This is a genomic window from Mesorhizobium sp. M5C.F.Cr.IN.023.01.1.1, assembly GCF_003997585.1.
In the GTDB taxonomy this organism is placed as follows: domain Bacteria; phylum Pseudomonadota; class Alphaproteobacteria; order Rhizobiales; family Rhizobiaceae; genus Mesorhizobium; species Mesorhizobium wenxiniae.
The window spans coordinates 81,992-104,046 of sequence record NZ_RZSU01000005.1 but is presented as its reverse complement, the minus strand read 5'-3'; the positions used below and the strand labels follow the sequence as shown (position 1 = coordinate 104,046).

The window sequence follows — 22,055 nt, the reverse complement described above, 5'->3', positions numbered from 1 at the left end:
CACCTGATGGTGAAAATCTGACGGCATTGTATCCAACACAGGCTCCCGCTTTAGGTGGAGAACCGCCGTTCGACGAAGGTTCAACTGAACGGCTCAAATGCGGACCTTCCGGGCGTTCAATGCGACGACGTCGATGTAATCTTCTCAAATCTAACGGTATGAACGCAATCTTTCCCATCCAGCGGGTTCTGTGCCGGGGCCGATCTGTAGAGGAGCGTTCGACCGTCGGTCTCTAGGTACCGGACTTGTTCGGTACCCTCCCAGCTTTGGTTCCAGCTCATGTCAATATGATGGACGATCCGGTCATGCTCGACAGAGTATGTCCCGGCATAGGCAAACATGGAATCGTAGAGTGCAATCTTTTCATTCGAGGTGGGGACTAGGGCCGCAGGCGTGCTGCGATCTGCTCGAAGGACGAAAACCATCATCCTGCCATCTGCTGAATAGGAGATTATGCCACGGGGATTCTGCCCCAGGGCATCGAGCACTTCGCCGGTTTCAAGGATCTCATAGACCCATGATGTCATTCTCCAAGATCCAAGTAGCAGCGTCTTCAGTTGCGACATGACAGCCCCCCAAGAGAAGGATTTCGGAGCATAGCACGAGACCTTAGACGTTGCAGGGCAAGGCGCAAACACGCTCCGCCTACCTTTCAAATTGTTTGCATCAAACGAGTACTGGCCACTGTCGCCTGTGATCCTGGTCAGCGCCTCCGACAGCACGTCGAGAAGGATCTGCGCGTCGGGGTGATCAGGATCCGTTTTTGCAATGATCATGTGCTCGACGTCCAGACTGTAGCTGTGGCGACTTGCTGGCACGACTGGCGGCCATGGCTCAGATTGCCGGGACAAAGGAACGACCGCTGAGGGCTCAATCGAGCCGTCCGCGATGGTTGTCGCGGACGGCCAGAGTGGGTCGAAAACCGGTATTTGGCTCCGATACCAAGCATCAGATTTTCACCACTAGAAATTGAGCGAGCGCTCGTTTTCTCTATTCCCTCTATCCACTTTTGCAGCCGCCATCATCCGGCGAAGCGCGGTCGGCAACGCCTTTGATTCCAAGCCCGGTTATTGCGAACAGCCTGCCGCTTAGAACGCCATCACCAGGGAAGCGCGGCAGCGGCGGTTTTGCCATCGAGGTCACGTACAGGGTGTCGAGCTTCGGTCCGCCTAACATCACGCTGGTGATCTTCTTGACGGGCATGTCGATGGTGCGATCGACGCTGCCGGGTGCGTAACGCAGCAGCCGCCCATCGTAGACGAGGGCATTCCAGGGAAAGCCTTCGGCATCGACGGTTGACCCATCGGCGCTACCATGCGGCGACAGGCGAGCCGCCTCAGAACGCGACCTTGTCGCCGCCTTTCAATGACAGGATCTCGCGCGCCTCGTCGGGCGTCGCCACCTCCATGCCGAGGCCTTCGATGATCTTGCGGGCAAGTACCACCTGCTCGGCGTTCGATTTGGCAAGCTTACCCTTGCCGGCCCACAGACTGTCCTCCAGGCCAACCCTGATGTTGCCACCAAGGGCTGCCGACTGCGCGGCGATGCGAAGCTGGCTGGCGCCGGCGCCGAGCACCGACCAGCGGAACTGGTCGCCGAACAGCCTGTCGGCGGTGCGCTTCATATGCGCGACGTCTTCGGGATGCGTGCCGATGCCGCCAAGCAGACCGAACACCGACTGCACGAAGAAGGGCGGCTTCACCAGCCCGCGATCGGCGAAGTGCGAGAGATTGTAGAGATGGGCAATGTCGTAGCACTCGAACTCGAAGCGCGTGCCGTTGTCGTAGCAGGTCGCCAATATGTATTCGATATCCTTGAAGGAGTTGCGGAAGACCAGGTCGCGCGTCGCTTCCAGATGCGGCCTTTCCCAGTCGAACTTGAAGGTCTCGTATTTGTGGACGAGGTGATAGAGGCCGAAATTGATCGAGCCCATGTTGAGCGAAGCGACCTCAGGCTTGAACTCGGCGGCCGGGCGCACGCGCTCCTCGACCTTCATGTAGGGACTGCCGCCAGTGGTGATGTTGATGGCGGCATTGGTGGCCTGCTTGATGCGCGGCAGGAAGCGCGCGAACGCCTCCGGCGTCTGGTCGGGCTTGCCGGTCTGGGGATCGCGGGCATGCAGATGCAGGATGGCCGCACCCGACTCCGCCGCCGCGATCGCCTCGGAGGCGATCTGGTCCGGCGTGATCGGCAGATAGGGCGACATGGTCGGCGTGTGAATCGCCCCCGTCACCGCACAGGTGATGATCACCTTGCCTTTGGTCTGCGGGGCGCTGGGGTTGCGGCTTGTTTCCGTCATCTTCCAATCTCCTGATCCGATTTTTTCTTGTGCGCTGCCAGCGCCATCAGCCGGCGGTCGCGCCATACCTGCCGTTCGCCGAGTTCTTCCCGCGGCAGCCGCTTGCGGCGGTCGGCCTCTACCGTTTCGATGACCTCGCCGGCCCAGTCGACGCGGCGCAGCATTTGCGGGAAGATGTTGGAATAGATCGTCTGGTAGCGCTCGACATAGTCGCGTACGCCGCCCGGCGCGTTGAGGTCGATCGTTTCAAACGGACCCATGAACGACCAGCGCAGCGCCAGCCCATCGCGAATGCCGATATCGACATCCTCGACGCTGGCAAAGCCGTCGGCGACAAGTCGAAAAGCTTCCTCCAGCAGCGCGCCCTGCAGGCGGTTCATGATGAAACCGTCGAGCTCGTGCTTCATCACAAGCGGCGCGTGACCCGCGGCGATCAGCAAGGCGCGAGTCCTTTCGACCGTTTCGGGGGAGGTCCATGGCGCCGGCACGACTTCAGCGGCCGGGATGAGATAGGGCGGATTGATCGGATGCACGACCAGGCAGCGGTGCCGCCCTTGCAGATGGTCGGTGAATTTTGACGGCAGCAACGCCGAGGTGGAACTGGCGATCACCGCTTGCGGACCGGCCAGTGAGTCGATCAGGGAGAACACCTCGCGCTTCACGTCGAGGTTTTCGGGCGTGTTCTCCTGGATATGGACCGCATCGGCCAGCGCCTCGCCCAGTTCCGCCACCACGGCGATGCGATCAAGCACGGCGTCGATTGCCTGTGCCCGCAGCAGATCGTTCGCGGCGAGGTCGCCCAGCACGCCGGCGATGTAATCGTGCGCGCCGGCCGTCGCGGCCGGCGACTGGTCCCACATCCGCACATCATGGCCGGCGCGGGCGAAGCTGATCGCCCAGGCCCGTCCGATGAACCCGCTGCCGACAATTGCTACCTTCATCATGGTCCGTTCCTCAAAGCGTTTCGACATTGCCGTCGACGCCGAGCGACTGGCCGGAAATGTTGATGCCCGCATCGGACAGCAGGAAGGCGACCGTCGCGGCGACGTCATAGGGGCTGGTCATGCGGCGCAGCGAGATGTTCTGGAGATAGCGCTGCGTCATCTCCTCGTTCGAAACACCGACCTGCCTGGCCCGGTCGGCGATGACCTTGTCGATGCGTGGTCCCTCGATAATGCCAGGCAGGATGGCGTTGACCCTTATGCCGTGCGGCCCGAGTTCCTTGGCGAGGCTTTGCGTGAAACCGATGACGCCGAACTTGGCCGCCGAATAGGGGGTGCGGAACGCGTAGCCGTGGCGGCCGGCGGCGGACGACATCGAGACGATCGAGCCGCCGCCCGCCGCCTTGATCAGCGGCACGGCACGCCGGGCGCACAGGAACTGGCCGGTCAGGCAGATGTCGATGCAGCGCCGCCAGTCTGCCGGATCGATTTCATCGACGCCGCCGGTCGGCCCGGCGATGCCGGCATTGTTGATCAGCGCGTCGAGGCCGCCGAGCTTTTCCTTCACGTTCTCGAACAGCCGGTCGACGTCGTCGTCGCGCGAAACGTCTGCCTTGATGGCATCGACCAGCGCGATCTTGTCCGGAGCAGCGGCCAGAGCCTCGTCCGAAACGTCGCAAACGACGATGCGCGCGCCGAGCCGCGACAGCGTGTCGGCAATGGCCAAGCCGATACCGCCGGCACCTGCCGTCACCAGCACGCGCTGCCCCCTCAGCCCGGTCAGAAAATCGTCCGCCGATGTCGGCGCCCCTTTACTCATTGTGTATCCCTTCCCATTGCAGCCGCCGTTCGCGCAGCGCCATGACAGCGCCCAGAACGACCACGCCGTATAGAATTGCCCTTGTGGCATAGGGCAGCTGAAGTAGTGACGAAATCGCTGCCTCGCTGGTGGCTTGGCAAGCAGAAGCAGTTCTAACCTGCTCGGGCACGCCAATACTCTCGAGTTTCAAATAAGCCGCCTTGGATTTGCATTGATCTCCACGAACAAGCCATAACCCGCGGCTTGCTCGCACAGTCCCTAAGGGCGCCCTGGAGGCTGCTCCTGCGGAAAATTGGTTTCGTCTATGATTGCCACGGCCTGTTCGATGCTGTCTCTCACCTCGAAACCGATCCAGTGTCCGTCCATCAGATGCGTTTGTCTGGCACAGGCGAGGAAATAGTTCCCGGCCTGCTGCGCAACAAAGTTGAGTTGCCTCCGCTCATTGATTTTAATTCCCTCCGGCGGATCGGTGTACACCCCCCAGATAGCATCCCCGGCCGTCAACTTCACTGGCATCTCTGACTGAGCGTAGACCCTGGTCACCATCAGGCTGTGCCGGAAAGACGAGGAGCCATTGATGAACTCGATCTCTACCGACCATTCTGCTGGCACGATGATGGTGAGATTGCCGCCCCAATAACCGTTGAAGTCTATAATGTCGGTCCGGATGTTGTCCCTGCGATATCGCTCGACTTGGTTCCAATCGGCAACAATCTCTATGGCCACCGTCTTGGCTGCAGGATCGTTCTTGATCCAGCTCGGGACGAAAGGCTCCCCAGCCGTTGCAATTCCGGGCAACAATCCCCAGGCGACGGCGAGAAGGGCAAGGTGAGCAAAGCGCGCCATCGCAATCAGAGGCTCCTCCCGGGCGGGGCGGCCGAGCGCAAGCGACCGCCAATCGAGGTCGACCTGGCTTGTTCCCCTAAAAAAGAGAATACGCTCGAAACAGCATCCACACCAGCAAACCCAGAGCGTGCTACCGTCAGCATCCAGAGACAACGCCATCGCTGCGATATCGTCGGGTTGGATGCGCGTTGGAATTGCCCGCATTGCGTCAATGCGAGGGCGACAGCGATTCCGTCATGTGAAGTTTCTGCCTCAGCTATCGCGAAGGGTCTGTTGCGCAATTCGCCACGCCTGCTCCACATGTCGCCGGGCCGCGGCTTCGGCATCATCGCCATTGCGCGACTTGATCGCGTTCATGATGTCGGTCATTTCGGCGATTGCGGCATCGCGACGATTCACCGAAGCGATGGTCATGGAACGCAGTTGGTTGATGCGGACGTTCAAACCCTGGACGATCTCCCAGGCGATGCGCTTGTCGGCGGCATCGAAAAGCACTTCATAGAATTTTGTCGTCGCCCGCATTACCTCGATCGGATTGGCTGAGGCCCACGCCGTGAGCAGCACATCCAATGCGCCCTCGAGCGCGGCGATCTGGTCCTGCGTCGCCGTGAGCGCACAGGCGCGCGCTGCGATGCCCTCCATCAGAGCGCGCAGTTCGTAAATCTCGTCGGTGCGGCTGAGATCTGGCCGAGCCACGGCAGGTCCGTGGCCCGGTATCATCTGGACCAAGCCCTCGGTCTCCAACTGCCGCAGAACTTCGCGCACCACCGACCGGCTGACGCCGAGTTGGTCGCAAAGCGGCCGTTCGATCAACCTTTCGCCGGGTTGGAAGTGAAACCCCATGATCGCGTCACGCATGCGCTCCAGCGCCAGCGTTCTCAGCGTCTTGGTGGATCGTTCGATCCTGAGCGTGTCGTCGGCCAATTCGTCTACTCCCGTCATCCGCAAACAAACAGATTCGATGATCCGTTGACAAGGGATTTGGTCTTCAATTATGGTATACCATAAGATGATGAGGCAAAACGAACTTTTCCGGATGCCTCAGCTCAATCGATCACCGAGGATTTGATGAAGCCGGCCATCCGAAAGATCGTCACCTACGTAGAGAACACGCTGGTTGAAGGCGGCAAGGTGGCCTCCCGGCCGCTGCGCCTGATCGGCGTGGCGGCAGTGCTCGACAATCCTTGGGCCGGACGCGGTTTCACCGAGGACCTTTCTCCCGAGATCCGCGCCTATGCGCCGGTTTTGGGGGAGATGCTGACCCATGAAATTCTCGCAGTCGCGGGATCCGGCGAAGCGATCGAAGGCTACGGCAAAGCCGCAATATGCGGCACTTCGGGCGAGATCGAGCATGCTTCCGCGCTCATCCACACGCTGCATTTCGGCAACCACTATCGGCGTGCCGTCGGCGCCAAGACCTATCTTGCCTTCACCAACCTGCGTGGCGGGCCGAACACACCCATCATGATCCCGCTCATGGACAAGAACGATGAAGGCCGACGTTCGCACTACCTGACGGTGCATTTCCAGATCGGCGACGCGCCGGCGCCAGACGAGCTGGTGGTGGCGCTTGGCGCCTCGATCGGCGGACGACCGCATCATCGCATCGGTGACCGCTACCAGGATCTCAGGGAGGTCGGCGATCTGCATGGCTGAGCTGACGGCCCCTGGCTGGGATCGCGGAACGGCGCCTGACGGTACCGGTTTCATCCGTGCCGGATCCGGAGCGCCGGTCCTCCTCATCCACGGCGTCGGCATGAACGCGGCGATCTGGGGGCCCCAGATCGAGCTGATGAAGGGCAAATGGGATGTGATCGCGATCGACATGCTGGGACACGGCCGGTCACCGCTACCGCCCGAGAACGCCAGCCTTGGCGACTATGCCGAACAGGCAATCCGGCTTTTTGATCACCTTGGCCTGGATGCCGTCTCAATCGTTGGCCATTCGATGGGGGCGCTGGTCGGGCAGGAAATCGCTCTCGGTGCCCCCGAACGGGTCCGCAGCCTCGTGTCGCTTAACGCGGTGTTTCGCCGCCCGGCGGACCTTGCGCAGGCGGTGCGCGAGCGCGCCGCGGAATTGAATGGCGCGGAAAACCTGTCAGGGACGGACGCAACTATCGCGCGCTGGTTCGGCAACCCGGTCCCCGACCGCCTGGCAGAGGCCGCAAGGACGACGCGCGCGGCACTGCAAAGCGTCAACCGCGAAGGCTATGCGCGCACATATCGACTTTTCGCCCATGCGGATTCGGCGCATGGCGATCGTCTTTCGGGTCTCGCGGTGCCGGCCCTGTTCATGACCGGCTCGCAGGACAGGAATTCATCACCTGCGATGTCGGCGGCAATGGCACGCCTCGCGCCGCGCGGTCGCTGCGTCGTTCTGGAGAGCGAACGACACATGATGGCCGTAGCCTCACCCGACACGGTCACACGGCGCATAGTCAATTTTTTCGAGTGCAACGACAGCACAAGCACATCGGAGCTACCGGCGATGGGCACAGCCTTCGACGCGGGCGAATTCAGGCGGGCGCTCGGTTCCTTCCTGACCGGCGTTACCATCGTCACCGCGATCGGGCCAGAAGGAGAGCCTAGAGGCTTCACCGCCAATTCGTTTACATCCGTTTCGCTCGATCCGCCGCTTGTTCTGGTCTGCATCGCGAAGAAAGCGCTGGGTCATCCTGTATTTTCGACGTCGAAGTGCTTCGCCATCAACGTGCTCTCGGAGGAACAGAGAGCTGCGTCCGGCGTCTTCGCTTCGAAATCGCAGGACAAGTTCTCGGCTGTCGAATGGCGCTTCGGCCCGACCGGCAGCCCGTTGCTCGGTGGATCGGTGGCGACGTTTGACTGTGACATGGAGCAATTGGTCGACGCCGGCGATCATTCGATCCTGATCGGCCGCGTTCGCGAATTTTCCCACAATTCATCGCAGCCCCTCGGCTATTGCCGTGGCGCCTATGTCTCGCCCGGTCTCAGCCAGGAAGCGCTGGCGGCCGCGCCACCCGACATGGAGGTCGGCGCTATCCTCGAAGATGAAGGCCGCGTGCTGTTCTTCGAAACTGTCGATGGCTTTTTCGAATTGCCGGCGGGCCGAGGACTGGGGTCGTCCGGCGATACACGAAGCCTTAGGGGACGCCTCGCTGGGAAAGCCATCGAGGCTCATCTCGGGTTCCTGTTTGCGGTCTGGGACGACGCAGCAAGCCCATCGCGAACGCATGTCTACTACCGCGGCACGGTAGACACGCCCCACTCCGGCGATGGCGAGGTCCGGCTCGTCGACATCGACAGGATTGCCGGACTGAACATCGCCGACGCTGCTGTGCGGTCGATGCTTGCCCGCTACGTTCGCGAATGTCGGGAGGATGCGTTTGGAGTCTATGTCGGCAACGAGGTCGAAGGTGAAGTCCGTCCGCTCGCCAAGCCGGCACCCATGAACAGTTCTAATCCGGGTGAACAGATATGAAGTTCTCGCTCTTCGTCCATATGGAACGCTCGGACCCGGCAAAGCCGCATGCCGAGCTCATCGACGAGCTTGAGGAACTGGTCCTGATGGCTGAGGCGGCAGGCTTCGAGACGGCCTGGATCGGCGAGCACCACGGCATGGAGTTCACCATCTCGCCAAACCCGTTCATCAACATCGCCTATCTCGGCGCCAGGACGAAGCGCATCCGGCTCGGCACAGGAACGGTCATCGCGCCGTTCTGGCATCCGATCAAGCTCGCCGGCGAAGCAGCCATGACCGACGTCATCACGGGCGGCCGGCTCGACATCGGCATCGCGCGCGGCGCCTACAGCTATGAATACCAACGCCTGTTCCCGGGGCTCGACGCCTGGGGCGCGGGCCAGCGCATGCGCGAGATCATCCCCGCTATCCAGGGCCTCTGGCAAGGCGACTTCGAGATGTCCGGGGAGTTCTGGTCGTTTCCATCGACCACCTCGTCGCCCAAGCCGGTGCAAGAACCGCACCCGCCGATCTGGGTGGCTGCGCGCGATCCCAACTCGCACGACTTCGCCGTGTCCACCGGCTGCAACGTCCAGGTGACGCCGCTCGCCTCGGGCGATGACGAAGTGACCAGCCTGATGGAGCGCTTCAACGCGGCGTGCGCGGCGCATCCGGACATGGCACGCCCCGATATCATGCTGCTGATGCACACATTCGTTGCCGAGGACGCCGCCGATGCGGAGCAGCTGACGAAGGACCTGTCGCTGTTTTACTGCCAGTTCGGCGCCTGGTTCCAGAACAAGAAGCCTGTTTGTCAAGGCATATTGGAGGCGCTCACGGACGACGAGATCGCAGCCATGCCGCAATATGCGCCGGACAAGATCCGACAGAACCTGGTTATCGGCGAAGCCGAAGAGGTGATCACCCGGCTGAAGGCGTACGAGGCGCTCGGCTACGACCAATATTCGATCTGGATCGACAGCGGCCTGCCACACGAGCGCAAGAAAAAGTCGCTGCAGCTGTTTGTCGACAAGGTGATGCCGGCCTTTCGGCATGGGAGGCCGCTATGACCCTTGCGGCCTTCAGGAACTTCATAGATGGGGCGTTCGATACGCCGACAGCCACCTTCGAAAGCACTGATCCATCCACCGGAGCGCCCTGGGCGACGATGCCCGCCGCAACCGAAGCCGATGTCGACCGCGCCGTCGAGGCGGCGCACCGGACGCTGCACTCCGCCGCGTGGACATCGCTGACGGCGACGGCGCGCGGCAAGCTGCTGGTGCGCCTCGGCGAGCTGGTCGTCGCCAATGCCGGCCGCCTGGCCGAACTGGAGACGCGCGACACCGGAAAGATCATCCGCGAGACCCGCGCCCAGATTGCCTATGTCGGCGACTACTACTGTTACTATGGCGGGCTTGCCGATAAGCATGAAGGCTCGCATGTGCCTATCGACAAGGCTGATATGGACGTCACCATCCGGCGCGAGCCGATCGGCGTCGTTGCTGCCGTCGTGCCATGGAATTCGCAGCTCTTCCTTTCGGCCGTCAAGCTCGGCCCGGCATTGGCGGCCGGCTGCACGGTCGTCTTGAAAGCCTCGGAGGACGGCCCAGCGCCGCTGCTGGCCTTCGCCGAACTCGTTCACGAGGCAGGATTTCCCGCCGGAAGCGTCAACATACTGACCGGGTTCGGGCACGATTGCGGCCGGCGCCTGACAAGTCATCCGCTGGTTTCAGGCGTCGCCTTCACCGGCGGGCCTTCGACCGCTCGCGCGGTCGTCCGCAACACGGCGGAAAATCTGGCCTATACGACGTTGGAGCTGGGCGGGAAAAGCCCGGTTGTCGTTTTCGCCGACGCGGACCTGGACAGTGCGGCCAACGCGGTCGTGGCCGGGATTTTCGCGGCGTCTGGACAAAGCTGTGTCGCCGGCTCGCGACTGCTTGTCGAGCGGTCGATAAAGGGCGAGTTCCTGGACAGGCTGAAGCACAAGGCCGAGGCCATCAAGATCGGCGATCCGCAGGACCCGGCCACCGAAATGGGACCACTGGCCACGCCACGGCAGCGGGAATGGATCGAGAAGATCGTTGCCGAGAGCCTCGCCAAGGGCGGGACGCTGGTCACCGGCGGAAAAAGGCCCGACGAGCATCCGCGCGGTTTCTACTACGCACCGACGATTATCGACGCCGAGGACACAGGACTGCCTTGCGTGCGGGAGGAATTGTTCGGTCCGGTGCTCAGCGTTCTCACCTTCGACACGGAAGCTGAAGCCCTGGCGCTTGCCAACGATACGCCGTTCGGCCTGGCCTCAGGCGTTTTCACCACCAATCTCGCCAAGGCGCACCGCATGGCGCGCGACATCCATGCCGGCGTCGTCTGGGTCAACACATACCGCGCCGTTTCGCCGCTCGTGCCGTTCGGCGGCTATGGTCAGTCGGGGCTCGGCCGTGAGGGCGGGCTCGACGCCATTCGCGATTACACGCGCTCGAAATCCGTCTGGATACGGATATCCGACGAGCCGATCCCGGATCCTTTCGTCATGCGATGAGGCAGCGCCGCGATCGCGCAATTTCATAACAACAAGAAACCAAGCAACCAACAGAGGAGAATGACATGAAACTGATTTTGACCGGCATTTTGGCCGGATTCTTGGCAGCCACTGCCGCGCACGCCGATGAGATGGTGTTCACCAGCTGGGGCGGAACCACCCAGGAAGCGCAGACAAAATCCTGGGCTGCTCCGTTCGAAGCGAGTTCCGGCATCAAGGTCCTGCAGGACGGCCCGACGGACTACGGCAAGCTGAAGGCCATGGTGGAAGGCGGCAGCGTCGCCTGGGATGTCGTCGATGTCGAAATGGATTTCGCCATCAAGGCGGCCAAGGACGGCCTGCTGGAGCCGATTGATTTCAACGTCGTGCCGAAAGCCGATCTCGATCCTCGCTTCACCACCGACCATGCGGTCGGCAGCTTCTACTACTCCTTCGTTCTTGCCTGGAACAAAGGGGCCGTGTCGGGCGAACCAACGGGCTGGGCCGACATGTTCGACCTGACGAAATTTCCCGGCAAACGCACGTTCTATAAATGGTCGGCGCCGGGCGTCATCGAAATCGCACTGCTGGCCGACGGCGTGCCGGCAGACAAGCTCTATCCGCTCGACCTCGACCGGGCGTTCAAGAAACTCGACACGATCAAGTCGGAAATCGTCTGGTGGGACAGCGGCGCGCAGTCGCAACAGCTGATCGCCTCCGGTGAAGCGGCCTTCGGGCAGCTCTGGAACGGACGTGTCTTCGCCCTCGAGCAGGACGGCGCCAATGTCGGCGCATCCTGGAATCAGAACATGACCGCCGCCGACGTGCTCGTCATCCCCAAGGGTTCGAAGAACAAGGCGAGCGCCATGAAATTCCTGGCCACAGCGACAAGCCCGAAAAGCCAGGCAATGTTTGCTGAAGCAAGCGGCTACGCACCCATCAACAAGGCAGCCAAGGCCGAAATGCCGGCCGATGTCGTCAAGTCGTTGCCGGACGCCTATGTCGACGGGCAGATCAACCTCGACATGAACTACTGGGCTGAAAACCGCGACACGATCGCGGAGCGTTGGTACGCCTGGCAGGCCAAATAGCCGCCGACCACACCCATGAACCGGCGGGGCGTCGCTAGGCGTCCCGCCTGAGCTGCCGGGATCATCGCCATGTCGGGCAATTTGCTTCATCGACAGCCAATCCTCCGAAGGCCAGATGGCGTCGGCGGCGCCCTGCCAGCGCTGACCCTCATCACCCTGTTTTTCGTGGTGCCGGTTGTTGCGCTGCTGTTGCGCAGCGTAACCGAACCCGTACCGGGCCTGCAGAACTACGCAATCCTGTTTGGCGACGGCACCTATGCGCGGGTCTTCTTCAATACTTTTCTGGTCGCCACCGTCGTCACCGCCGTCACCGTGATCGTGGCGTTTCCAGTCGCCTGGATGCTGGCGATCATGCCGCCTGCCCTCGGCTCGATCGTCTTCGGCATCATCATCCTGTCGATGTGGACAAATCTGCTCACCCGCACCTATGCCTGGATGGTGCTGCTTCAACGCACCGGCGTCATCAACCGGACGCTGATGGATATCGGCCTGATCAGCGAGCCGCTGCCGCTCATCAATAACCTGACCGGCGTCACCATCGGCATGGTCTATATCATGCTGCCCTTCATGATACTGCCACTGGTCGGAACCCTGCGCGCCATTGAACCGATGACGCTGCGCGCCGCCGCTCTGTGCGGTGCGAGCCCCTTCGAGGCCTTCCGCCGCATCCTGCTGCCATTGTCGCTTCCGGGAATCGCTGCAGGCGGCCTGATGGTTTTCGTCATGTCGCTCGGCTATTTCGTGACACCGACGCTGCTCGGCGGCACTTCCAATATGATGCTCGCCGCAATGATCGCCCAGATGATCCAGTCCTTGCTCAACTGGGGGCTCGGAAGCGCGGCGGCTTTCATCCTGCTTTTGGTCACCATGGCACTCTACGCGCTGCAGCTGCGCCTCGTCGGCGCCAAGCGCATGACGGGAGGCATCTGAGATGCTGCTCGACTACGACCGGCTGGGCTGGCTGCGTGCAGCACTTCTCGGCTTCACCGGCCTGGTTGCCGCGTTTCTGCTACTGCCGGTGGTCTTCATAGTGCTTCTGTCGTTCGGATCGTCGCGGTGGCTGGCTTTTCCGCCGCCCGGCTGGACGCTGAAATGGTATGAGGAGCTCTTCGCCGATCCGGCCTGGCTCGAAGCGGCGCTGACCAGTGCGCGCATTGCTACTATGGCTGCGATCCTTGCCGTCGCCATCGGGCTCCTGGCTTCTTTCGCCCTGGTCAGGGGACAGTTTCGCGGGCGCAACACGCTTCGCGGCCTTCTGCTGACGCCAATGGTGCTGCCGGTCGTGGTCTTCGCCATCGCCGTCTATGCATTGTTCCTGCGGATCGGGCTTGGCGGCACCACGGCAGGCTTCGTCATCGCACACACAGTCCTGGCACTCCCCTTCGCCATCATTCCCATCACCGCGGCACTCGAAGGGTTTGACAAATCCATCGAGGATGCGGCGATCGTCTGCGGCGCAAGCCCTTTCGAAGCAAAGCTCCGGGTCACCTTGCCGGCGATCAAGATCGGGATTTTCTCGGCGGCGATCTTCGCCTTCCTCGCCTCATGGGACGAGGTGGTGGTCGCGATCTTCATGGCCAGCCCCACCTTGCAGACCTTGCCGGTCAAGATCTGGGGCAGCCTGCGCCAGGATCTAAGCCCGGTCATCGCCGCGGCCTCCAGCCTCCTCGTTTTCCTGACGCTGAGCCTGATGATCGTAACCGCACTCATTCGGCGGAAATTGTCGAAATGACCGAACCGTTCCTCTCCATTCGCGACCTGCGCAAGGCGTTCGGCAGCTTCGTCGCCGTGCACGATGTCACGCTCGATATACCCAGGGGCCAATTTCTGACCTTTCTCGGCCCTTCCGGCTCTGGCAAGTCGACGACGCTCTACGCCATCGCCGGCTTTCAGCATCCGACATCCGGCGACGTTCTTTTCAAGGGCAGGTCCCTGCTGTCGGTGCCGTCACACAAGCGCAATATCGGCATGGTGTTCCAGCGCTACACGCTGTTCCAGCATCTCACCGTCGCCGAGAACGTTGCCTTTCCGTTGCGCGTGCGCCGCCGGCCACACGCCGAGGTGAAACGAAAAGTCGCCGAGATGCTGTCGCTGGTGCGGCTGGAGAGTTTCGGCGGCCGATATCCTGGCGCGCTTTCCGGCGGACAGCAGCAGCGCGTGGCGCTTGCCCGGGCGCTCGCCTACGATCCGCCGATCCTTTTGATGGACGAGCCGCTTTCGGCCCTCGACAAGAAGCTGCGCGAGGAAATCCAGGCCGAGATACGGCGCATCCACCGCGAAACCGGCGTAACGATCCTTTACGTCACCCACGATCAGGACGAGGCGCTGCATCTTTCGGATCGCATCGCGCTGTTTCGGGACGGGCGCATCGAGCAGATCGGCACCGGCGAGGACCTCTATCTGAGACCGGCGAGCGAATTCGTAGCCAGTTTCATCGGAAATTCCAATTTCCTGCCGGCCGAGCATCTTGAAACCGTCAACGGCTCCGCCACGATCCGCCTGGCCGATGGCTCAGTTGTCTCGGGCGTCAGGATCGATCAGGACTTCAGCCATGGCCAGAAAACCAGGCTGATGGTGCGGCCGGAGGCGTTTCGCCTGCGACCCGGCCCGGCCACTGCCGGGCTTGCGGTCGAGTTCATCGACACCGCCTTCTTCGGCGAGCGGCGGCGCGTCATCGCGCGCACGGCCGCCGGTCAGGAGATCGACGTCAGGCCGACATCCGATATGGCGGAAGCACAGGAAGGCATCGCCTCGAGCAGACAGCAGATTTTTTTCGATCCCGCTGCCGCATTTCTGTTTCCAGCCTGATAAACGACAGTTTGACTTCAGCACGGCGTAACTCGCGCTAGGGCCTCGCCAGGTCCGAAGTGTTCATCGCCACATGCTGCAGCAACACGTCGACGCACCAAGAACTGTCTTCCATGGTCAGAATTTGGGGTTTGACTTCACAAGGGAATTGGCCGGGTTGAAATTTCCTCGGCTTTGTCCACTTTCGGTATCAATTGCCCGAGTGGTGCGACTTCCGGCGAAAACAACGCGATCGAATTTACGAGAAAAATACCGTCAGCGGTGCTGGAGGCAACGTCGAAGAGCGTGGCGGCCTGAAGCGTACCGAGAGGTGTTGCGTACCGAGGCTACGTCGGCTGCGAGGGGAGTTTTGGCCGCAAAAGCATCGCTTATGGGGCCGTGAGACGGGCAGCCTCGGCCCGCAGCGCTCAGTGGCAGAGACCGCCGGCGTTGCGCCGGTTCTTATTCGCCATATCTGGAGCATCTGATGCCGAACCGACCCTATGCCATCCTTGAAGCGCCTTCTTCGCTGGGTCTCGCGACCGACGGCGTCGAGGCCTTGCCCGGTCGGCTGCTGGAACTGGGCCTCGCCGACCGCATCCATGCGCGCCATGCCGGGCGGCTGGCCGTCCCGCCGAAGGACCCGAAGCCCGACCCTGCCACCCTGACGCTCAATGCCAACGCGATCGCGGCATGGTCGCCCAAGCTCGCCAACGCCGTAGAGGAGGTGCTGGACGCGGGCGAATTCCCGGTGGTGCTGGGCGGCGACTGTACGATCGTGCTGGGCCCGATGCTCGCGCTGCGCCGGCGCGGTCGCTACGGCCTGTTCTTTATCGACGGCCACGCCGACTTCTTCCAGCCCGAGGCCGAGCCTAACGGCGAAGGCGCGTCTATGGACCTGGCCTTCGTCACCGGCTACGGGCCGGCGCTGCTGACCGACCTGGAGGGCCGCCGCCCGTTGGTGCGCTCCGAGGATGCTGTCGCCTTCGCATTTCGCGACCACGAGGACCAGGCCGAATTCGGCAGCCGGCCCTTGCCAGCCGAGCTCATGGCCTACGATCTGCACGCCATCCGCCGCTTGGGCGTCGAAGCCGCCGCCCGGGCGGCCATTGGCCACCTGACGCGGCCTGAACTCGACGGCTTCTTCATCCATCTAGACGCCGATTGTCTCGACGATGCGATTATGCCGGCGGTCGATTTTCGCGTACCGGGCGGGCTGTCTTGGGACGAACTGTCGGCGGCGCTCCGGATCATCCTGGCGACCGAAAAGGCGGTCGGGCTCGAGGTCGCCATCTACAATCCGCGTCTCGACGTCGACGGCAGCGGCGGCCGTGGCCTTGCTGATGTCCTGTGCGTAGCTCTCGGCACTGCCGCGTCTGCTTAGTATTGAAACCAATAACAAATAAATTTGCTGACGGCGGTCAACCGACACCGTGACCCATTCATCTGGACCGGGCCTTTTCTCTGTTGATAAAATCAAGGATCAGGTGAGCTGCCGCTTCCGCACGGGTTTCGAGCAGGAGATGACCGGCGTTGAGGATATGGGCGTCCATACGGGGAAGCGCCTCGATCCAACTCATGGTTTCGGCGAGTTCGAAGAAGGGGTCATGGCGACCCCACACCATCAGTGCAGGCGGCTGGCAGGTTTGCAGATAGCTCTGGATCTCTGCGAAGCGGCGCACATAGTTTCCATAGTCCGCCACGAGGGCACGTTGTGCCTCGAGCCGTCCCGGCAGGCTCATCACGCGCCAGTCCTCATCCCAGTTTTCGGCAGCGATGGACTTTGCAATATCGTCGGGCAGGCCCCCGACATGCTGGTACCGCATCCCTTCCCAGGTCAGATGAGCGGTGGCGGCGGCCTCATTCTCCGCGGTGGGGTTCGACCAATAGGCGATGGTGTCTGCCCATTGGCGGCCGAACCCACTGGTGTGAGCATTGGCATTCTGGATGATCAGACCCGTCACCAGCGCGGGCGCATACATCGCGACATGAAAGCCGACTGGCGCGCCGAAATCGTGAAGATAGATGAAGCGGGGACCGACGGAGAAGTGGTCGAGGACTTCGAGGATTGCGTTCCCCATTGCTTCGAACGACATCGAGGCGAGGACATCGGAGTCCCCGAACCCCGGAAGATCGGGAGCGATGACGAACAGGTCGTCGAGGAGCATCGGGGCCAGACGCCGGAACGTGCGCGCTGAGCTGGGAAAGCCGTGCAGCAGCAATAGGGCGGGACTGGAGGGATCCCCTCCGACATCCACCGCGAGACGGCTTCCGCCCATGACACGAAGATAGTGCCGGATCATCGCAGGCCTCCTTCTCTCGCCGAGCCATTGCTCGGTTCGCCCGCCGTTCTCCCGGATTTATTCTAAATCAGTGGGTTACGTGGCGCTATGGCGTGCTTGCGGATACGCCCGGACGGGCAAAAATCACTCCCAGTCGATTGTACCCCCACATCAGCCTATCTTTGCGCAAGCTTATCGGGCAGGGCTTAGAGCCGCCCGATTTGCTCATAATCTCTCCACGATCAGCCGCGATGGCCGTGTCCCATCGAGAAAAACCGTGTTGCGCGCCACTTGCCGGCTACGGCCGAGGCCCGCCGGCGCACCGGTATTCGGATTGACGTCGAACTTTGGAAAATTGCTCGAAGAGATGTCCAGACGCAGCCGATGGCCGGCACGGAACAGATTGGCGGTCGCAAATAGCTCGATGCGAAGCCGCATGATCTCCCCAGGCTTCACAAGCTCGGCTCTTTCGAATGAATGCCGGAAGCGGCAACGGAAAATCCCGTCTGTCAGGTTCAGGGCAAAGCCCGTCGGATAGTCTGCGCTCGGTGGATAGACGTCGATCAGTTTCGCCGTGAAGTCGGTGTCGGTTGCATCGCTCGCCGCCCAGAGCTCCACCCCCACCCGTCCGAGCACGGTCAAATCGTCGGCAAGCGGCTCGGTCTCGAACGAGAGGACATCGAGACGGGCGGAAAGCGGCAAGCCGAAATTGCGGCAGCCGAAAAACCTGTCGTCCTCTCTCTGGTCGAAGCCGCCGCCGGCGAAGATCGGCTGACCGCTGGTCAGCGCGCCGCCGATGGTAGGGACGGGATCGGCGGGATCGAAATCATAGCTCAGCGCGACGGCGTCGGCCGCAGGAAAGGCCTCCGAGAGCCTGCCGTTGGGGTGCAGATAATAGCTTTGCTCCGTCACCTCGGGCAGCGGCCACCGCTTGGCTTTGATCCAGCGGCCGCCGTGATCGAGACGGCCCGTTTCATTTTTCGTGCCCTTTCCCCCGCCCATGACAAAAAGGCGGATCGGCTCCTCGTCGAGATCGTCCTCCGGCCCGCTCTTCAGCCAGCGATCGAACCAACGGCGACGAAACTCCAGCCAGCTTGCCGCCACATTGCCGCTGAGCGGAGCGTTCGGTCCGAAATCGACGTCGCCGGCAAAGGTCAGATTGCGGTCGCCGTGCAAGCCCGGTCCCATGATCAAGGCGAGCGGCCGTTTGCCATTGCTGGCAAGGCCAGCCAGATTCTCGAACGTCGTCGGGACATAGACGTCGAACCAGCTCGACATCAGAGCAATCGGAATGTTGGGAATGGCATCGTAGTAGCCCGCCGCATGAATGCCGACCTGCTTCCAGAAATCGTCGAAGGTCTCGTGCTGCCACTGCTCGAGCAGATAGGCCTCGTATTGCGGAGCCCAGCGGAGTGGCGAACGGCCCTCCGACCACGGCATTTTGCCGAACCAGCGATGCAGGTTTTCCGCTTCGAGCGCCTTTCGGGCCAACTCGTCGCCGGCGGCAACGGCGCTCTCGCGGGCTTCCCGGTAGGCCCAGGTCGCCTGCTTCAGCTCGAACGCGCCGCCTTGGCGGATGCCGCAGGTGAAGGCATTCGAGAACCCGCCGGAATCGAGGATCATGGTAGCAAGCGCCGGTGGCGCAAGGCACGCCGCCGCCATTTGGGTATGTGCGGCATAGGAAAGGCCCATGGTGCCGATCCGGCCGTTGCACCAGGGCTGGGCTGCGATCCATGCAAGCGTGTCGTAGCCGTCCGGACCTTCGGAGCGATATTTGACGAACTCACCTTCCGAGCCGTAGCGGCCGCGGCAGTCCTGATAGACGACGATGTAACCATGGCGCACGAAATGCTTGGCGACTGTCGCGCGATCCATCGGTTCGGTCATTCCGATTTCGAGCTCGGCGCGCGACGCCATCGCCTTGCCATAAGGCGTCCGCTCAATGATGGCGGGAGCTGGCCGGTCCAGCGCGCGGCCTCCCCTTGCCGGTCGGTAGATGTCGGTCGCCAGTCTTACCCCATCGCGCATCGTCACCATGACGTCGCGGCAGAGGACCATGTCATCGGTCACGGACTGGAACGCCTGGAAGTCGGTCATCTCTAAAAATTCCAAGGCGTTCAGGCGGCGTCGTTGAGGTGGCATGCGCTCTTGTGTCCGGCGGCAACCACCTTCAGTCGCGGCGCTTCGGTCCGGCAGCGAGGCATCGCGTGCGGGCAGCGCGGGTGGAAATGACATCCGCTCGGCGGCGAAAGCGGGCTCGGCAATTCACCCTTGATCGCGGCAAAGCCGCGTTTGGTGGTTTCGATCCGCGGCACCTCGGCGAGAAGCGCCTGCGTGTAGGGATGGTTGGCCCGTGCAAAGATCTCCTCGGCCGGAGCCTCTTCGACGATGCGGCCGAGATACATGATCGCCACCCGATCGGAGATGTGCTCGACCACCCCGAGATCGTGGCTGATGAACAGATAGGTGAGGTTCAGCCTCTCGCGCAGTTCCATGAAGAGATTTAGGATTTGCGCTTGGATCGAGACGTCCAGAGCGGCAACGGCTTCATCGCACACGAGAAATTCCGGCTGCACGGCGAGCGCGCGCGCAATGCCGATCCGCTGGCGCTGACCGCCGGAAAACTGATGCGGAAAGCGGTGTTTCAACACCGGATCGAGGCCGGCACGTCGGAACTGTTCATCGACAAAGGTGCCGAGATCGCCGCCGACCAGCCCGTGAACGCGCGGGGCCTCGCCGACGATATCGGCCGCTTTGCGGCGCGGATTGAGCGAGGCATAGGGGTTCTGGAATATCATCTGCACGCGCAGCTTGGCTTCACGCCGCTCGGACGGCGGGAGCGCCTTCATATCCTTGCCGCGCCACGATACCGATCCTCTGCTGGGCGACAGGATGCCGGCGACGATCCGCCCCAGTGTGGACTTGCCGCATCCCGACTCGCCAACGAGGCCCAGAACCTCACCCCTGCGAACGGCGAGACTGACACCGTCGATCGCCTGCACCCTTGCCGCCGGTTTGGCAAGTTTGAGCGAGATCGCCAAACGAGCAGCGAGATCGGGCCGAGTGCCGAAGCTGTGAGAAATCTCGTTCAGCTCGATCAGCGGCGCCATCCCGCCAGAACCCGGTGAGGAGCTTTGAATGTTTGCCGCAACCGGAGTGGAAGAGATCATACGCGGAGCTCCGGCAAGGGATGGACGCAACGGTGCTCGCGCGGGCCAGCAGCGTACAGCGGCACCGCCTGGGCACACACCGCATCGGCACGTGCGCAGCGCGGGGCGAAAGCGCATCCGGTCGGCAGCCGCGCAACACTGGGCGCCATTCCGGGGATCTGCCGAAGCCGCTCGCCGCGCTGGTTGCGGCTGGGAACGGAGTCGATCAGACCGGCGGTATAAGGGTGCAGCGGACGGGCGAGAACGTCCGACACCGGACCGGTTTCGACGATGCGGCCCGCATACATCACGGCGATCCGGTCGGCGAGCCGCGAGATGACAGCGAGATCATGCGTGATCCAGATCAGCGACGTGTTGTTCTGCGCCACGAGCTTTTGCATCTCGGCGAGAATCTGCGCCTGGATCGTCACATCAAGCGCGGTGGTCGGCTCGTCGGCAATGATGAAGTCCGGCTGGTGCAGCAGCGCGATAGCGATAACGACGCGCTGGCGCATGCCGCCGGAAAACTGATGCGGATAGGCCTGCAGCCGCTCGTCCGGGCTCGGAATCCCGACCATACCGAGCGCGTCGCGCGCCCGCGCCCTGGCATCGGTGCGCGAGACGTTTTCATGCGCCTGAACCGCCTCGATCATCTGCGTATCGATGCGCAGGACCGGGTTCAACGTCATCATCGGATCCTGGAAGATCATGGCCATGCGGCGCCCGCGCAGCGCACGCATCTCCTCGCGGCTGGAGCGGGTGATGTCGCGGCCGTCGAAGACGATCTGGCCGCCGACGATCGTCCCGGGCGGATCGACCAGGCCGATGATGGAAAAGCCAGTGACCGACTTGCCGGACCCGCTTTCGCCAACGAGACCCAGAACCTCGCCGCGCGCGACGCTAAACGAGACGCCGTCGACGGCTTTTGCTTGTCCGAAATGGGTCCTGAGATCGCGGACTTCGAGTACGGTCGCATTCATTCGCGCCCCCGCGGGTTGAGCACGTCGCGCAGCCGATCACCGACGAGGTTGATCGCAACCACGGTAATCAGCAGCGCTACGCCCGGATAGAAGCTGATCCACGTCATGCCGGAGAGCATGTACTGGTAGCCGTTGGCAACCAGCAGGCCGAGACTGGGCTCGGTGATCGGCACACCCAGGCCAAGGAAGGACAGGGTCGCCTCCAGCGAGATGGCGCGCGCCACCTGCACCGTCGCGATCACGATCAGCGGCGGCAGGCAGTTGGGCAGCAGATGGACGAACAGAATGCGCCATCGTGGAATAGCGAGCGACTCCGCTGCTTCCATGTATTCCTTGCGCCGCTCCACCAGCGCCGTGCCGCGCGCGGCACGCGCGTAGGTCGCCCATTCGACGATCACCAGAGCGAGTACAACGTTGAGGATTCCTTTGCCGAGAAAGGCGAGGATCATCAGCGCAACGAGAATGGAGGGGAAGGAGAGCTGCAGATCGACGATGCGCATGATCGCCGTCTCGGTCCGACCGCCCACATAGGCGGCGAGCAGGCCCAACGAGGCGCCGAACAGCGCTGCGAAAAGCGCCGAGCTGACGCCGACGCCGAGCGATATGCGCAGGCCATAGATGATGCCGGAAAGCATGTCACGACCCTGGTCGTCGGTGCCGAGCCAGAATGTCATGCCCGTCATCGATTGCGAGCCGGGCGGCAGGCGACTGTCCATGATGTCGAGCTGGTTCAGGTCGTAGGGATTTTGCGGCGCTATAAGCGGCGCAAGCAGCGCCAGCCCGATGATCGCGGTCAGCAGCACGAAACCGGTAACGGCGGCGGGCGAGCGGAAGAATGCCCGCACGAGCACTTGAAACGGCGCCTCCTCACCCTTTTCGGCCTCGACCGGCATCGGCGGCGGC

General features: G+C 62.5%; 22 protein-coding genes. 9 read left to right on the top strand and 13 right to left on the bottom strand.

Annotation, left to right across the window (positions count from 1 at the left end; translation table 11 throughout):
- Window positions 1-116: 116 nt before the first annotated feature.
- The 8 genes from EOA78_RS03835 to EOA78_RS03805 form a co-directional block, all read right to left on the bottom strand.
- Window positions 117-776 (bottom strand): lipocalin-like domain-containing protein, encoded by a 660-nt coding sequence (locus tag EOA78_RS03835; RefSeq protein ID WP_127313940.1) that lies wholly within the window; start codon window positions 774-776, stop codon window positions 117-119.
- 223 nt (window positions 777-999) lie between these two features.
- Entirely contained in the window at window positions 1,000-1,326 is a 327-nt protein-coding gene (locus EOA78_RS03830) for an SMP-30/gluconolactonase/LRE family protein (RefSeq protein WP_245477383.1), read from the bottom strand.
- A gap of 10 nt (window positions 1,327-1,336) precedes the next feature.
- Window positions 1,337-2,299 (bottom strand): 3-keto-5-aminohexanoate cleavage protein, encoded by a 963-nt coding sequence (locus EOA78_RS03825; protein ID WP_127313939.1) that lies wholly within the window; start codon window positions 2,297-2,299, stop codon window positions 1,337-1,339.
- Window positions 2,296-3,243, bottom strand: a complete 948-nt coding sequence (locus tag EOA78_RS03820) for a 3-hydroxyacyl-CoA dehydrogenase (protein ID WP_127313938.1) — start codon at window positions 3,241-3,243, stop codon at window positions 2,296-2,298. Before EOA78_RS03820 ends, EOA78_RS03825 begins: the two co-directional genes overlap by 4 nt.
- Window positions 3,244-3,253: 10 nt before the next feature.
- Window positions 3,254-4,060, bottom strand: coding sequence for an SDR family oxidoreductase (locus EOA78_RS03815; RefSeq protein WP_127313937.1), 807 nt, complete (start codon window positions 4,058-4,060; stop codon window positions 3,254-3,256).
- Window positions 4,053-4,250, bottom strand: coding sequence for a hypothetical protein (locus EOA78_RS35845; protein WP_164783633.1), 198 nt, complete (start codon window positions 4,248-4,250; stop codon window positions 4,053-4,055). Before EOA78_RS35845 ends, EOA78_RS03815 begins: the two co-directional genes overlap by 8 nt.
- A 68-nt stretch (window positions 4,251-4,318) precedes the next feature.
- Entirely contained in the window at window positions 4,319-5,065 is a 747-nt protein-coding gene (locus EOA78_RS03810; RefSeq protein ID WP_245477380.1) for a sulfocyanin-like copper-binding protein, read from the bottom strand.
- Window positions 5,066-5,158: 93 nt separating this feature from the next.
- The gene (locus tag EOA78_RS03805; protein WP_127313936.1) at window positions 5,159-5,830 is read right to left on the bottom strand and encodes a GntR family transcriptional regulator; all 672 of its coding nucleotides are present in this window, start codon (window positions 5,828-5,830) and stop codon (window positions 5,159-5,161) included.
- Window positions 5,831-5,974: 144 nt separating this feature from the next.
- Here EOA78_RS03805 and EOA78_RS03800 point away from each other — a divergent pair, with 144 nt between their 5' ends.
- The 9 genes from EOA78_RS03800 to EOA78_RS03760 all read left to right on the top strand — a co-directional run bounded on the left by EOA78_RS03800 (window position 5,975) and on the right by EOA78_RS03760 (window position 16,125).
- Window positions 5,975-6,562 (top strand): amino acid synthesis family protein, encoded by a 588-nt coding sequence (locus EOA78_RS03800; protein WP_127313935.1) that lies wholly within the window; start codon window positions 5,975-5,977, stop codon window positions 6,560-6,562.
- Window positions 6,555-8,363, top strand: a complete 1,809-nt coding sequence (locus EOA78_RS03795; protein ID WP_127313934.1) for an alpha/beta fold hydrolase — start codon at window positions 6,555-6,557, stop codon at window positions 8,361-8,363. The genes EOA78_RS03800 and EOA78_RS03795 overlap by 8 nt, the downstream gene beginning before the upstream one ends.
- On the top strand, window positions 8,360-9,412 hold the full coding sequence (locus tag EOA78_RS03790) for an LLM class flavin-dependent oxidoreductase (protein ID WP_127313933.1): 1,053 nt from the start codon (window positions 8,360-8,362) through the stop codon (window positions 9,410-9,412). The genes EOA78_RS03795 and EOA78_RS03790 overlap by 4 nt, the downstream gene beginning before the upstream one ends.
- The gene (locus EOA78_RS03785) at window positions 9,409-10,884 is read left to right on the top strand and encodes an aldehyde dehydrogenase (protein ID WP_127313932.1); all 1,476 of its coding nucleotides are present in this window, start codon (window positions 9,409-9,411) and stop codon (window positions 10,882-10,884) included. Before EOA78_RS03790 ends, EOA78_RS03785 begins: the two co-directional genes overlap by 4 nt.
- Window positions 10,885-10,949: 65 nt before the next feature.
- Window positions 10,950-11,954 (top strand): ABC transporter substrate-binding protein, encoded by a 1,005-nt coding sequence (locus tag EOA78_RS03780; protein ID WP_127313931.1) that lies wholly within the window; start codon window positions 10,950-10,952, stop codon window positions 11,952-11,954.
- Between the two features lie 69 nt (window positions 11,955-12,023).
- Window positions 12,024-12,884 (top strand): ABC transporter permease, encoded by an 861-nt coding sequence (locus EOA78_RS03775; RefSeq protein WP_127313930.1) that lies wholly within the window; start codon window positions 12,024-12,026, stop codon window positions 12,882-12,884.
- Between the two features lies 1 nt (window position 12,885).
- Window positions 12,886-13,686 (top strand): ABC transporter permease, encoded by an 801-nt coding sequence (locus tag EOA78_RS03770; RefSeq protein WP_127313929.1) that lies wholly within the window; start codon window positions 12,886-12,888, stop codon window positions 13,684-13,686.
- On the top strand, window positions 13,683-14,762 hold the full coding sequence (locus EOA78_RS03765; RefSeq protein WP_127313928.1) for an ABC transporter ATP-binding protein: 1,080 nt from the start codon (window positions 13,683-13,685) through the stop codon (window positions 14,760-14,762). Before EOA78_RS03770 ends, EOA78_RS03765 begins: the two co-directional genes overlap by 4 nt.
- A gap of 466 nt (window positions 14,763-15,228) precedes the next feature.
- Window positions 15,229-16,125 (top strand): arginase family protein, encoded by an 897-nt coding sequence (locus EOA78_RS03760; protein WP_127313927.1) that lies wholly within the window; start codon window positions 15,229-15,231, stop codon window positions 16,123-16,125.
- Between the two features lie 58 nt (window positions 16,126-16,183).
- Here EOA78_RS03760 and EOA78_RS03755 read toward each other — a convergent pair whose 3' ends face one another.
- From EOA78_RS03755 to EOA78_RS03735, 5 genes are all read right to left on the bottom strand, one after another.
- Window positions 16,184-17,044: an alpha/beta hydrolase gene (locus EOA78_RS03755; protein ID WP_127313926.1), complete on the bottom strand. Its 861-nt coding sequence runs from the start codon at window positions 17,042-17,044 to the stop codon at window positions 16,184-16,186.
- Window positions 17,045-17,248: 204 nt separating this feature from the next.
- Window positions 17,249-19,120 carry a CocE/NonD family hydrolase gene (locus EOA78_RS03750; RefSeq protein ID WP_245477378.1) on the bottom strand — a complete coding sequence of 624 codons (1,872 nt, stop codon included), beginning with the start codon at window positions 19,118-19,120 and terminating at the stop codon, window positions 17,249-17,251.
- Between the two features lie 20 nt (window positions 19,121-19,140).
- Window positions 19,141-20,133 carry an oligopeptide/dipeptide ABC transporter ATP-binding protein gene (locus EOA78_RS03745; RefSeq protein ID WP_127313971.1) on the bottom strand — a complete coding sequence of 331 codons (993 nt, stop codon included), beginning with the start codon at window positions 20,131-20,133 and terminating at the stop codon, window positions 19,141-19,143.
- Window positions 20,134-20,189: 56 nt separating this feature from the next.
- Window positions 20,190-21,152, bottom strand: a complete 963-nt coding sequence (locus EOA78_RS03740; RefSeq protein ID WP_127313925.1) for an ABC transporter ATP-binding protein — start codon at window positions 21,150-21,152, stop codon at window positions 20,190-20,192.
- Window positions 21,149-22,045: an ABC transporter permease gene (locus EOA78_RS03735; RefSeq protein WP_127313970.1), complete on the bottom strand. Its 897-nt coding sequence runs from the start codon at window positions 22,043-22,045 to the stop codon at window positions 21,149-21,151. The genes EOA78_RS03740 and EOA78_RS03735 overlap by 4 nt, the downstream gene beginning before the upstream one ends.
- Window positions 22,046-22,055: the final 10 nt, after the last annotated feature.

Coding starts and splice junctions, on each gene's coding strand:
- EOA78_RS03835 (WP_127313940.1), bottom strand. CDS start 776: ATGATCATTGCAAAAACGGATCCTGATCACCCCGACGCGCAGATCCTT.
- EOA78_RS03825 (WP_127313939.1), bottom strand. CDS start 2,299: ATGACGGAAACAAGCCGCAACCCCAGCGCCCCGCAGACCAAAGGCAAG.
- EOA78_RS03820 (WP_127313938.1), bottom strand. CDS start 3,243: ATGATGAAGGTAGCAATTGTCGGCAGCGGGTTCATCGGACGGGCCTGG.
- EOA78_RS03815 (WP_127313937.1), bottom strand. CDS start 4,060: ATGAGTAAAGGGGCGCCGACATCGGCGGACGATTTTCTGACCGGGCTG.
- EOA78_RS03810 (WP_245477380.1), bottom strand. CDS start 5,065: ATGGCGTTGTCTCTGGATGCTGACGGTAGCACGCTCTGGGTTTGCTGG.
- EOA78_RS03800 (WP_127313935.1), top strand. CDS start 5,975: ATGAAGCCGGCCATCCGAAAGATCGTCACCTACGTAGAGAACACGCTG.
- EOA78_RS03795 (WP_127313934.1), top strand. CDS start 6,555: ATGGCTGAGCTGACGGCCCCTGGCTGGGATCGCGGAACGGCGCCTGAC.
- EOA78_RS03790 (WP_127313933.1), top strand. CDS start 8,360: ATGAAGTTCTCGCTCTTCGTCCATATGGAACGCTCGGACCCGGCAAAG.
- EOA78_RS03785 (WP_127313932.1), top strand. CDS start 9,409: ATGACCCTTGCGGCCTTCAGGAACTTCATAGATGGGGCGTTCGATACG.
- EOA78_RS03780 (WP_127313931.1), top strand. CDS start 10,950: ATGAAACTGATTTTGACCGGCATTTTGGCCGGATTCTTGGCAGCCACT.
- EOA78_RS03775 (WP_127313930.1), top strand. CDS start 12,024: ATGTCGGGCAATTTGCTTCATCGACAGCCAATCCTCCGAAGGCCAGAT.
- EOA78_RS03770 (WP_127313929.1), top strand. CDS start 12,886: ATGCTGCTCGACTACGACCGGCTGGGCTGGCTGCGTGCAGCACTTCTC.
- EOA78_RS03765 (WP_127313928.1), top strand. CDS start 13,683: ATGACCGAACCGTTCCTCTCCATTCGCGACCTGCGCAAGGCGTTCGGC.
- EOA78_RS03760 (WP_127313927.1), top strand. CDS start 15,229: ATGCCGAACCGACCCTATGCCATCCTTGAAGCGCCTTCTTCGCTGGGT.
- EOA78_RS03755 (WP_127313926.1), bottom strand. CDS start 17,044: ATGATCCGGCACTATCTTCGTGTCATGGGCGGAAGCCGTCTCGCGGTG.
- EOA78_RS03750 (WP_245477378.1), bottom strand. CDS start 19,120: ATGACCGACTTCCAGGCGTTCCAGTCCGTGACCGATGACATGGTCCTC.
- EOA78_RS03745 (WP_127313971.1), bottom strand. CDS start 20,133: ATGGCGCCGCTGATCGAGCTGAACGAGATTTCTCACAGCTTCGGCACT.
- EOA78_RS03740 (WP_127313925.1), bottom strand. CDS start 21,152: ATGAATGCGACCGTACTCGAAGTCCGCGATCTCAGGACCCATTTCGGA.
- EOA78_RS03735 (WP_127313970.1), bottom strand. CDS start 22,045: ATGCCGGTCGAGGCCGAAAAGGGTGAGGAGGCGCCGTTTCAAGTGCTC.